Genomic DNA, 12,231 nt, shown 5'->3' on the forward strand with positions numbered 1-12,231 from the left:
GCGGGTCTACTTTCAGGCAGGAAACTGCATGTCGGAAACTTCCTTCCAGAACCGGGCGCGTTTTTGCGCATTCCGGTCCAGCAATCGGACAGCGCGTACGGAACACGCAACCGGAAGGAGGATTAATCGGGGACGGTAATTCGCCTTCCAACAACTGGATAACCTTGTTCCTTTCCTGATCCGGATCGGGGATCGGCACCGCAGACATCAGCGCTTTGGTATAAGGATGCAGCGGGTTATGGTACACCTCGTCATAAGTCCCTAATTCCACCGCATGTCCGAGATACATAACCAGCACACGGTCGGAGATGTGTTTAACCACCGCGAGGTCGTGAGCAATGAAGATTAACGATAATCCCATTTCGCGCTGAAGCTGTTGCAGCAGATTAACCACCTGGGCCTGGATTGATACATCCAGCGCCGAAACCGGTTCATCGCAGATAATCAACTTTGGTTCAAGGATCAGCGCGCGGGCAATACCGATACGCTGACACTGGCCACCGGAAAACTCATGTGGGTAGCGGTTAATCAGGTTGGGCAGTAATCCAACCTTCATCATCATCGCCTTCACACGGTCGCGGACTTCCTGACCAGGAAGATTCGGATGATAAGTTCGCAGCGGTTCGGCAATGATTTCACCAATGGTCATGCGCGGGTTTAACGATGCCAGCGGATCCTGGAAAATCATCTGGATATCGCTGCGCACTTCCCGCCACTCATCGGGTTTCATGCCCAGTAAATCTTTACCCAGCCAGGCAACCTTTCCATCGGTGGCCTTCACCAGGCCGATAATCGCACGGGCAAAGGTCGATTTCCCGCAGCCTGATTCACCGACCACGCCCAGGGTTTCGCCCTCATACAGTCGCAGGGTTACGCCATCAACCGCCTTCAGGGTTTTAGACGGTTGCCAGAACCACTGTTTGCCATCTTTAATATCGAAATGGACTTTAAGGTCGGCAATCTCAAGGAGCACTTTACGTTGTTCGATAACCGTATTCATACCAGTTCCTCCACCGGCTTAAAGCAGGCACGCAGACGGCCTGGGCTAAATTCCTCCAGTGGCGGAGCACTGCTACAGATTTCCATCGCATGCGGGCAACGCGGCTGGAATGGACAACCTTTTGGTAGACGCAGTAAGTTCGGTGGGTTGCCAGGGATAGTGAGCATCTCTTCCCCTTCGGCATCCAGACGAGGTACGGCATTTAGCAAACCAATCGAATACGGATGAACGGGTTTATAAAAGACATCCCGCGCACTGCCGTATTCCATAGTACGTCCGGCATACATCACCAAGACTTTATCGCAAATACCGGCAACAACCCCCAGATCGTGGGTGATCATGATAATCGCGGTGTTGAATTCACTTTTCAGTTCATTCAGCAGCGTCATAATATGCGCCTGTACCGTCACATCGAGCGCAGTGGTTGGTTCATCGGCAATCAGTAATTTGGGCCTGCACAGCAGCGCCATGGCGATCATTACGCGCTGACGCATACCACCGGAGAATTCATGAGGATACATTTTCATACGCTTACGCGCTTCCGGCATTTTCACCGCATCCAGCATTCTGACCGACTCTTCAAAGGCTTCCGCTTTGCTCATGCCTTTATGCAGCATCAGAACTTCCATCAACTGCTCCCCGACCCGCATGTACGGGTTGAGAGACGTCATCGGGTCCTGGAAAATCATCGAGATTTGCTCGGCGCGCAGTTTGTTCAGCTCACGTTCCGGTAAATTCAGAATTTCACGCCCGTTGAACGTTGCGGAGCCCCCGATACGACCATTCGCCGCCAGCAGCCCCATCAGGGCAAAGGCCGTCTGCGATTTACCCGAACCGGATTCACCGACAATACCCAACGTTTCTCCGGCTCGCAGAGAAAAGTTTAAATCGTTGACCGCAGTTACATCGCCGTCGGGGGTCGCAAACGTCACACGCAAATCTTTTACGTTTAGCAGTGCGTTAGCCTGTTGTTGCGCGAGCGGCGCGGTTGAGGTTTCAATTACGCTCATGGCTGCACTCCTTAACGGTCTTTCGGGTCGAGGGCATCACGCAGGCCATCGCCAATAAAGTTAAAACAGAACAAAGTGACCACCAGGAAACCAGCCGGGAACAGCAGCAGCCATGGTGAGACTTCCATAGAGTTGGCACCATCACTGAGCAGCGCGCCCCAGCTACTTAACGGCTCCTGCGTACCTAGTCCCAAAAAGCTCAGGAAGGATTCAAACAGGATCATGCTCGGCACCAGCAATGAAGCGTAAACCACCACCACACCCAGCACGTTCGGCACAATATGGCGGATAACGATACGCACGGTAGACACCCCACCCACTTGCGCCGCTTCAATAAACTCTTTGCGCTTGAGACTCAGCGTTTGTCCACGCACGATACGCGCCATATCCAGCCAGGAGACCATCCCGATAGCGACAAAAATCAGCAGGATATTTTGCCCAAAGAAGGTGACCAGCAGGATTACGAAGAACATGAACGGGAAGGAGTTGAGGATTTCCAGCAGACGCATCATCACCGAGTCAATTTTTCCGCCGAGGTAGCCCGACAGAGAACCGTACAGCGTACCAACAACCACCGCGACTAACGCCGCCGCAATGCCGACCATCAGCGAAATGCGCCCGCCAATTGCCACGCGCACCAACAGGTCTCGTCCCGACGAGTCAGTACCGAAATAGTGGCCTGATTCCGTATCCGGCGCGCTGGACATCATGCCCCAGTCGGTATCGAAGTAGGTAAACTGCGACAGCATCGGTGCCAGCGTCACGAACAGCGCAATAATTACCAGCACCACCAGGCTTGCTACCGCCGCGCGGTTATGCATAAAGCGTCGACGCGCGTCCTGCCACAGGCTGCGGCCTTCGACCTCCAGCTTTTCACTGAAATTCTCCAGCGCCTCGCTGTTTTTCTTACTTAACATCATAGCGAGCTCCAGTATCAGTAACGAATTTTCGGGTCGATAACGGCATACAGCACATCGACAATCGCGTTAAACACGATGGTCAGCGTACCCACTAGTATGGTCAAACTAAGAACCAGCGAATAGTCGCGGTTTAACGCCCCATTGACGAACAACTGGCCAATACCCGGCAAACCATAAATGGTTTCAATAACCATCGAACCGGTGATAATGCCGACAAATGCCGGTCCCATATAGGACAACACTGGCAACAGCGCAGGTTTCAACGCATGGCGGAAAATAATCCGCCGCATCGGCAGCCCTTTAGCGCGTGCGGTACGAATAAAGTTAGAGTGCAGTACTTCAATCATCGAACCGCGAGTAATACGGGCGATACTGGCGATGTAGGCCAGTGACAAGGCTACCATCGGCAGGATCATAAATTTCAGCGCCCCGCCGTTCCAGCCCCCGCCGGGTAGCCATTTCAAGGTTATGGCAAATATCATGACCAATAAGGGAGCGACCACGAAACTGGGGATAACCACCCCGGTCATTGCCACCCCCATCACCGTATAGTCCCAACGTGTATTTTGCTTCAGCGCGGCTATCACTCCGGCGCTAACACCGACGAGCACCGCCAGAATAAAGGCTGCCGCACCCAGCTTCGCAGAAACCGGGAAGCTCGAGGCAACGAGGTCGTTAACCGTGTAGTCTTTATATTTAAAGGATGGTCCAAAATCGCCGTGCGCCAGCTGTTTCAGATAGCTGAAGTACTGCGTCGAGATGGGATCGTTGAGATGATATTTCGCTTCAATATTCGCCAGCACTTCTGGCGGCAATGCGCGTTCCCCGGTGAATGGGCTACCCGGCGCAAGGCGCATCATAAAGAATGAAATCGTAATAAGAATAAACAGCGTCGGAATCGCTTCCAGACAGCGACGTAATATAAACTTTAACATTGCCCGTACCTTCTGGCGTGTGCCTTTATACCCGTCATACTTCAAGCTGCAAGTGCGTTGGCTTTGCTCGCTCACGCCAGTCACTTACTTAAGTAAGCTCCTGGCGATTCGCTGCGTTGCCGCCTTCCTGCAACGTGAATTATTTAGGGTATACCTCTCTTTGTCTAAAGAGGTATTTTTAGTTCGAAGAAAAAGACACTGTGGGGCAACATGATTGCCCCACGTCTTGCCATTAATGCTTGATAATATACAAGTCTTTAACGTGGATATTATCCATCGGGTCTTTACCGGAGTATCCGCCAACCCATGGTTTCACCAGGCGGGCGTTAACATAGTAATAAACCGGTACAATCGCAGAATCTTTATCCAGCTGCTGTTCCGCTTTCGAATACAGTTCGCTGCGCTGCGCTTCATCCGTCACTTTCAGCGTATCCGCAATCAGCTTATCAAATGCCGGACTCTTATAGTGGACGGTATTATTGGAGCTATCGGACAGTACCATATTCAGGAAGGAGGTCGGTTCGTTATAGTCCGCACACCAGCCCGCACGTGATACATCATAGTTGCCCTGATGGCGCGTATCGAGGAACGTTTTCCATTCCTGGTTTTCCAGCTTCACATTAGCACCCAGATTTTTCTTCCAGATAGATGCCGCGGCAATAGCCAGCTTCTTATGCAGGTCTGAGGTGTTATACAGCAGATCAAAGGTCAGCGGTTTCTCAGCGGTATATCCGGCCTCAGCCAGCAGTTTCTTCGCTTCTTCATTACGTTTTTCCTGAGACCACTTGAACCACTCTGGCTCAACCAGTTTCGCACCATCGGTGTATGGAGGAGTAAAGCTATATGCTGGCAGGTCACCCTGGTTTTTCACTTTATTGACGATAATGTCACGATCCAACGCCAGCTTCAGGGCGGTACGAACACGAACATCGTTGAACGGTGCTTTCTGGTTGTTGATTTCGTAATAATAGGTGCACAGATACGGGTCAACGTGGACTTCGTTCGGGATCTCTTTTTTCAGTTTCTGGAATAACTCAATCGGCATGTTGTTATAGGTCATGTCGATTTCACCGCTGCGATAGCGGTTTACGTCAGTCACTTCAGAAGAAATAGGCAGGTAGGTTACCTGGTTAATAACCGTTTTGGCGTTGTCCCAATAGTTGGTATTACGCTCAAGCACAATGCGCTCGTTCACAACCCAGTCTTTCAGTTTATACGCACCGTTAGTAACGATGTTAGCGGGCTGGGTCCACTTCTCGCCGAATTTTTCAACAGCCGCTCTGGGAACCGGTGAAACGGAAGAGTGCACTAGCAGTTTGTAGAAATAAGGAACTGGTTCGCTGAGGGTAACTTCAAAAGTATGATCGTCGATAGCTTTTACGCCCAGATCGGTGACCGGTTTTTTACCGGCGATAATATCATCAATGTTGACAATATGACCGTACTGCAAATAACTGGCATACGGTGATGCAGTATTTGGATTAGCCAAACGTTGCCAGCTATACACGAAATCTTGCGCGGTAACAGGCGTGCCGTCAGACCACTTAGCATCTTTACGCAGATGGAATGTCCAGACTTTAAAATCTTTATTTTCCCATTTTTCAGCCACGCCAGGCGATGGTTTGCCATCGACATCACTGATTAATAAACCTTCAAACAGGTCACGGTTAATGTTGGATTCAGGTACACCTTCGATTTTGTGGGGATCGAGTGATCGCACTTCCGAACCGTTATTACGCACCAGAGTCTGCTTTTCAGCAAGCTGCACACCCGCTGGCACTACTGCCGCCGTGGCAACATTTCCTGCGACTAGCGCAGTTAAGATCCCCGCAGCTACTAAACTTTTTTTAGTGATGTTAGTCATTGTGTTGTACTCCCTCATTATTATGGCTGGTTTTTTAACCAGACTGTTAATCCTGTTAGGATCCCTGTACGGCACCGGAGATTTTCTGCCGTCAGGTGGTTTATTGTTTTACTGCTTGCTATCACCGACTTTATTTATTCTGGCGATTCGTATGACCGCCTTGCGTCGATTCTCTACGTGCCTCCCCTGCCGGAAACACGCTATTACCCTGTTGAGAGAAACTAACTGCAAATGATTCTCATCAACGTGAATTCTTCTGCATAATACTTGGCCGGAAAGTATCAAATGCGTTTCTTAACCGCCAATACATTTTACAAATTTGTTAACCAATTCTCTTTTATTGGAAATAAATCTCACTTAAAAAGTCTTCCGAATGAAGATTTATTATGGGAAGTTCACAAAAATCAATGCATTATGTCGACCATGGTGTTAACCATCCAGTCCGAAGTCAACGCCATGTCAAAATGCACATAAATTTAACAATTGGTTATTAATTAGCACATTCATCTGAAATAAAGGCTGAAATAACTAATAACATTTCGATAATCCTTCAGCAAGCCCCAGAGTATGATGTTAATAAAATAACAGCAGTATCGGTCTTCGCCGGGCGTACTGGGACGTGTTATATCTTTAGAATCAATGGCTAACAGGAGAGTTAATCATCAGCATTTTTTATTATTGCTCTGCTGATTTTCAACTTTAGTGAGAAGTTTTACTGATAATGAAAGGAAACGGAGCCGGACACGACTCCGTTTGCACAGAAGAGAGGTTTCAGGCCAGCAAACCAGGGAAAATGGATTTGATGCCTGTAACGATAAATTCGATACCCAAAGCCATTAACAGCAGTCCCATAATACGCGTAATGACGTTGATACCGGTTTGGCCCAACAGACGCACTAACCATGGTGCCATGCGGAACAGCCCCCAGCAGCACAGGGCAAACAACGCAATCGCTACAAAAAAGCCAAACAGGTTAATCGCGCTATGATACCGCGTACCCCAAACAATAGTTGAGCTTATCGCCCCCGGCCCCGCCATCAACGGTAATGCCAACGGCACAACGCCGATACTTTCACGGATTGCGGTTTCTGATTTTTCCTGTTTGTTTTGTTTATCTTCCCCTAGTTTTCCGCTAATCATTGACATCGCGATAGTCACAACCAGAATGCCGCCAGCGATCCTGAACGAGTCAATTGAGATGCCGAAGAGTTGCAGAATACCATCACCAAGAAACAGCGAAGTCCACAGGATGATTGCGACCGATAGGTTTGCCGTGAGGTTGGTTTTGTTTCGTGCTGCGGCAGTTTGATAGCTGGTCATACTGATAAAGACGGGGATGATCCCTACCGGGTTGACCAACGCAAATAACCCAATGAAAAATTTAAAATAGACAGGAAAATCAAATAGCGTTTGGATCACGGTTAGCTCCGAAGCGTTAGCCGGATAAAATGAGTCATAAAAATTGATAAAATCCGCGCTGAAGATACGCCTTTTGTCAGCATACTTCACCTTCTATCTGCGTATATCAATGTAAATACGCTACCAATACTCAGTGTTATTAATATGTATTAAATATGCTAATGTTATTAGCATTCATTACGCCAATTTATTAACACTTAACGAGAAACGCTAAAAGGGCCTGCTGAAAGGTGTCAGCTTTGCGAATTTTTGATCCAGATCACGCAATTACTACTCAGAAGTGAGTAACCTTGCTTACGCCACCTGGAGGTAACGCGTTAGAGTTAACAGGCGCTAGCGTATAAGCTCTTTTAGTAAATCAAAGTAAAGTGGACGTTAATTAACCGTTTGATTTTCAAACCATTACACAAATTTTCGTCGGTCTGTCTATACTCTCGTATCGAGCAGATGATTTACTAAAAAAGTTTAACATTATCAGGAGAGCATCATGGCTGTTACTAATGTCGCTGAACTTAACGCACTTGTAGAGCGCGTAAAAAAAGCCCAGCGTGAATATGCCAGTTTCACTCAAGAACAGGTTGACAAAATCTTCCGTGCCGCCGCTCTGGCTGCCGCAGACGCTCGAATTCCTCTCGCGAAAATGGCCGTTGCCGAATCCGGCATGGGTATTGTCGAAGATAAAGTGATTAAAAACCACTTCGCTTCTGAATACATTTACAACGCTTACAAAGATGAAAAAACCTGTGGTGTGCTGTCTGAAGACGACACTTTTGGTACCATTACCATTGCTGAACCGATTGGTATCATCTGCGGTATCGTTCCAACCACTAACCCGACTTCGACTGCAATCTTCAAATCACTGATCAGCCTGAAGACCCGTAACGCCATCATCTTCTCTCCGCATCCGCGCGCAAAAGATGCAACTAACAAAGCAGCTGACATCGTTCTGCAAGCAGCAATCGCTGCTGGCGCACCGAAAGATCTGATCGGCTGGATCGATCAACCTTCCGTTGAACTGTCTAATGCGCTGATGCACCACCCGGACATCAACCTGATCCTTGCGACCGGTGGTCCAGGCATGGTTAAAGCGGCATACAGCTCCGGTAAACCGGCTATCGGCGTAGGCGCAGGTAACACCCCTGTGGTTATCGACGAAACCGCTGATATCAAACGTGCTGTTGCATCTGTTCTGATGTCTAAAACCTTCGATAACGGCGTAATCTGTGCTTCTGAGCAGTCTGTCGTCGTGGTTGACTCTGTATATGATGCAGTACGTGAGCGTTTTGCGACTCACGGCGGCTACATGCTGCAGGGCAAAGAGTTGAAAGCAGTTCAGGACGTTATCCTGAAAAATGGCGCGCTGAACGCAGCTATCGTTGGTCAGCCGGCATACAAGATTTCTGAACTGGCAGGCTTCTCCGTACCAGAAACCACCAAGATCCTGATCGGTGAAGTGAAGGTTGTTGACGAAAGCGAACCGTTTGCTCACGAGAAACTGTCTCCGACGCTGGCAATGTACCGTGCGAAGGACTTCGAAGACGCAGTCATCAAAGCTGAAAAACTGGTTGCGATGGGCGGTATCGGTCATACCTCTTGCCTGTACACTGACCAGGACAACCAGCCAGAGCGTGTTGCTTACTTCGGTCAGATGATGAAAACCGCACGTATCCTGATCAACACCCCTGCTTCTCAGGGTGGTATCGGTGACCTGTACAACTTCAAACTCGCACCTTCCCTGACACTGGGTTGTGGTTCCTGGGGTGGTAACTCCATCTCTGAAAACGTTGGTCCTAAGCACCTGATCAACAAGAAAACCGTTGCTAAGCGAGCTGAAAACATGTTGTGGCACAAACTTCCGAAATCTATCTACTTCCGTCGTGGCTCTCTGCCAATCGCACTGGATGAAGTGATTACCGATGGTCACAAACGTGCGCTGATCGTGACCGACCGCTTCCTGTTCAACAACGGTTATGCAGATCAGATCACCTCCGTTCTGAAAGCTGCTGGCGTTGAAACCGAAGTGTTCTTTGAAGTTGAAGCTGACCCGACTCTGACCGTTGTTCGCAAAGGTGCAGAGCTGGCTAACTCCTTCAAACCAGACGTAATCATCGCACTGGGTGGTGGTTCCCCGATGGACGCCGCGAAAATCATGTGGGTTATGTACGAGCACCCGGAAACTCACTTCGAAGAACTGGCACTGCGCTTTATGGACATCCGTAAACGTATCTACAAGTTCCCGAAAATGGGCGTAAAAGCGAAGATGGTTGCAGTTACCACCACTTCCGGTACCGGTTCTGAAGTGACTCCGTTTGCGGTCGTTACCGACGATGCAACTGGGCAGAAATACCCGCTGGCAGACTACGCGCTGACTCCGGATATGGCGATTGTTGACGCCAACCTGGTTATGGATATGCCGAAGTCCCTGTGTGCGTTCGGTGGTCTGGATGCCGTCACTCACGCTCTGGAAGCTTACGTTTCAGTACTGGCTTCTGAGTTCTCTGACGGTCAGGCTCTGCAAGCGCTGAAATTGCTGAAAGAAAACCTGCCAGCGTCTTACCATGAAGGTTCTAAGAACCCGGTAGCGCGTGAGCGTGTACACAGTGCAGCAACTATCGCTGGTATCGCGTTTGCTAACGCCTTCCTGGGTGTATGTCACTCAATGGCGCACAAACTGGGTTCTCAGTTCCACATTCCTCACGGTCTGGCGAACGCCCTGCTGATCAGCAACGTTATTCGTTACAACGCGAACGACAACCCGACTAAACAGACTGCATTCAGCCAGTACGACCGTCCGCAGGCACGCCGTCGCTACGCTGAAATCGCAGACCATCTGGGTCTGAGCGCACCGGGTGACCGTACTGCCGCGAAAATCCAGAAACTGCTGGGCTGGCTGGAAGAAATCAAAGCTGAACTGGGTATTCCTAAGTCTATCCGTGAAGCTGGCGTTCAGGAAGCTGACTTCCTGGCACACGTGGACAAACTGTCTGAAGATGCGTTTGACGACCAGTGTACTGGTGCTAACCCACGTTACCCGCTGATTTCTGAACTGAAACAGATCCTGCTGGATACCTACTACGGTCGTGAGTATAGCGAAGGTCAGACCGCCGCTAAGACTGAAGCAGTAGCTGCACCGAAAGCAGAAAAGAAAGCGAAGAAATCCGCTTAATTTGCTCAGATAAGTTTTAGTTTCATCATAAACGGTCCCTATTGGGGCCGTTTTTTTTCGTCTTGTGTTATGAAAATCGGGTGATACACAATTTAACCATGTGAATAGAATGGCAGTGTAAGAGATGTATTCAGGAAGATGTGAGACTAGCCGTCAGAAGAGAGTCTGACAGGGTAGAGAACATTGACGAAGGTTCCGGCCTACCCTGTGTTTATAAGCGCTCAGAAGCGTACAGGGTTAATCGTGGCTGTGTCGTTCTTGTATCGCCGTCAGAGAGCCCTCAGACTGCGCTTGTTTGTAGTGTTTACGACATACCGACACATAGCGTTCATTCCCGCCGATAACCACCTGCTCGCCCTCGTTATAAGGTCTTCCAGCCTGATCAAGGCGTAATACCATGCTGGCCTTACGGCCACAGAAACAAATGGTCTTTAATTCAACCAGTTTATCTGACCACGCAAGCAGGTATTCGCTGCCACCAAATAACTCACCACGAAAATCAGTGCGTAAGCCGTAACACAAAACAGGAATATTCAGTTGATCGACAACTTCAGATAATTCATAAACCTGTTGTCGGGTCAGAAACTGAGACTCATCGACCAGTACACAGTGAATTCTTTGCTGTGCATTCTCGGCGCGAATCTCTTCGAACAATGATGAATTTTGGTTAAACAATTTTGCAGGTGACGACAGACCTATACGTGAACTTACTTTTCCAGCACCAAAACGGTCATCAATTTCCGCTGTATATACAACGGCACGCATCCCACGTTCCTGATAATTGTACGAAGATTGCAACAATGCAGTCGACTTACCTGCGTTCATTGCAGAATAGTAAAAATATAGTTGTGCCATTGACCGAAGGCCCTCACCCGGGGAAATAAATATGGGCTGGATTGTATCATATTTCACGAACATGTCGGTGTAGCGTTGGCCGCAAAGGCGTATAAATGAGCGGGCAAGCTCGCACAGTGCCGCCTGAATTTAAGTAACGGATAGTGAGAGAGCATACAACCATCGACCAAACAGCCTGAGCTCGGACGCGTATATACACACTCTTTCACAAATAGTGCTCATGAAATTTATCAATGTCACTTATCATCATACGGCAATAAAGAAACCCTTCCCATATTGTTATTGAATCTACCCACTGTCGCCATGTATTAGCGAATTCACGTAAGCAAAACTAATACAAAAGGTTGAAATCACTGCAAAGAGATACTATTTGTACACCATAAAATGTGACCTGAATCTTGAATTTTTACTCTCAGCCGCTGAGAAGCCCCCTCGCCAATAAGCCTTTTTTATGCCCAACATCATGGGGAATTTAAGACAGGAGAATTAATTCTGATACTAAATAAAGCGCAATTTTGAATTCCTTACATTCCTGGCTATTGCACAACTGAATTTATCGCTCTATTATTAGCTCAACAAACCACCCCAATATAAGTTTGAGATTACTACAATGAGCGAAGCACTTAAAATTCTGAACAACATCCGTACTCTTCGTGCGCAGGCAAGAGAATGCACTCTGGAAACGCTTGAAGAAATGCTGGAAAAATTAGAAGTTGTAGTTAGCGAGCGTCGCGAAGAAGAAAGCGCTGCTGCTGCTGAAGTTGAAGAACGTACTCGTAAACTGCAACAATATCGTGAAATGCTGATCGCTGACGGCATTGATCCGAACGAATTGCTGAATAGCATGGCTGCTGTTAAATCTGGCACCAAAGCTAAACGCGCTGCACGTCCGGCTAAATATAGCTATGTTGACGAAAACGGTGAAACTAAAACCTGGACTGGCCAGGGTCGTACACCGGCAGTGATCAAAAAAGCGATGGAAGAACAAGGTAAACAACTGGACGATTTCCTGATCAAGGAATAATTCAGAAATAGTTTGCTTAAAATCCCGCCACTGGCGGG

Annotated in this window: 9 protein-coding genes; 2 read left to right on the top strand and 7 right to left on the bottom strand. The window is 48.5% G+C overall.

Going from position 1 to position 12,231, the window contains the following annotated elements; genetic code table 11:
• From oppF to ychE, 6 genes are all read right to left on the bottom strand, one after another.
• On the bottom strand, window positions 1-1,000 hold a 1,000-nt coding region (oppF, locus tag FDW94_RS04340; RefSeq protein WP_137377206.1), incomplete at its 3' end, for a murein tripeptide/oligopeptide ABC transporter ATP binding protein OppF.
• Window positions 997-2,010 carry a murein tripeptide/oligopeptide ABC transporter ATP-binding protein OppD gene (gene oppD, locus FDW94_RS04345; RefSeq protein ID WP_137377193.1) on the bottom strand — a complete coding sequence of 338 codons (1,014 nt, stop codon included), beginning with the start codon at window positions 2,008-2,010 and terminating at the stop codon, window positions 997-999. The genes oppD and oppF, both read right to left, overlap by 4 nt.
• 11 nt (window positions 2,011-2,021) lie before the next feature.
• Entirely contained in the window at window positions 2,022-2,930 is a 909-nt protein-coding gene (gene oppC / locus FDW94_RS04350) for an oligopeptide ABC transporter permease OppC (protein WP_003020701.1), read from the bottom strand.
• A 14-nt stretch (window positions 2,931-2,944) separates the two neighbouring features.
• Window positions 2,945-3,865, bottom strand: a complete 921-nt coding sequence (gene oppB, locus FDW94_RS04355) for an oligopeptide ABC transporter permease OppB (protein WP_003020708.1) — start codon at window positions 3,863-3,865, stop codon at window positions 2,945-2,947.
• 232 nt (window positions 3,866-4,097) lie between these two features.
• A complete protein-coding gene (oppA, locus tag FDW94_RS04360) occupies window positions 4,098-5,729 on the bottom strand; it encodes an oligopeptide ABC transporter substrate-binding protein OppA (protein ID WP_137377194.1) in 1,632 nt (543 codons plus the stop codon).
• Between the two features lie 771 nt (window positions 5,730-6,500).
• Window positions 6,501-7,148 carry an NAAT family transporter YchE gene (gene ychE / locus FDW94_RS04370; protein WP_003020714.1) on the bottom strand — a complete coding sequence of 216 codons (648 nt, stop codon included), beginning with the start codon at window positions 7,146-7,148 and terminating at the stop codon, window positions 6,501-6,503.
• Between the two features lie 487 nt (window positions 7,149-7,635).
• Between ychE and adhE the strand changes: the two genes are divergently transcribed.
• Complete coding sequence (adhE, locus tag FDW94_RS04375) at window positions 7,636-10,314, top strand: bifunctional acetaldehyde-CoA/alcohol dehydrogenase (protein ID WP_137377196.1); 2,679 nt, start codon at window positions 7,636-7,638, stop codon at window positions 10,312-10,314.
• A 237-nt stretch (window positions 10,315-10,551) separates the two neighbouring features.
• On the opposite strand, the gene tdk is transcribed toward adhE, so the two are convergent.
• Window positions 10,552-11,169 (bottom strand): thymidine kinase, encoded by a 618-nt coding sequence (gene tdk, locus FDW94_RS04380; RefSeq protein WP_137377197.1) that lies wholly within the window; start codon window positions 11,167-11,169, stop codon window positions 10,552-10,554.
• Window positions 11,170-11,779: 610 nt separating this feature from the next.
• On the opposite strand from tdk, the gene hns reads away from it, so the two are divergent.
• Entirely contained in the window at window positions 11,780-12,193 is a 414-nt protein-coding gene (gene hns, locus FDW94_RS04385; RefSeq protein WP_003020723.1) for a histone-like nucleoid-structuring protein H-NS, read from the top strand.
• Window positions 12,194-12,231 lie beyond the last annotated feature (38 nt).

Source organism: Citrobacter sp. wls757, assembly GCF_005280935.1.
GTDB classification, from domain to species: domain Bacteria; phylum Pseudomonadota; class Gammaproteobacteria; order Enterobacterales; family Enterobacteriaceae; genus Citrobacter; species Citrobacter portucalensis.

Coding starts and splice junctions, on each gene's coding strand:
- oppD (WP_137377193.1), bottom strand. CDS start 2,010: ATGAGCGTAATTGAAACCTCAACCGCGCCGCTCGCGCAACAACAGGCT.
- oppC (WP_003020701.1), bottom strand. CDS start 2,930: ATGATGTTAAGTAAGAAAAACAGCGAGGCGCTGGAGAATTTCAGTGAA.
- oppB (WP_003020708.1), bottom strand. CDS start 3,865: ATGTTAAAGTTTATATTACGTCGCTGTCTGGAAGCGATTCCGACGCTG.
- oppA (WP_137377194.1), bottom strand. CDS start 5,729: ATGACTAACATCACTAAAAAAAGTTTAGTAGCTGCGGGGATCTTAACT.
- adhE (WP_137377196.1), top strand. CDS start 7,636: ATGGCTGTTACTAATGTCGCTGAACTTAACGCACTTGTAGAGCGCGTA.
- tdk (WP_137377197.1), bottom strand. CDS start 11,169: ATGGCACAACTATATTTTTACTATTCTGCAATGAACGCAGGTAAGTCG.
- hns (WP_003020723.1), top strand. CDS start 11,780: ATGAGCGAAGCACTTAAAATTCTGAACAACATCCGTACTCTTCGTGCG.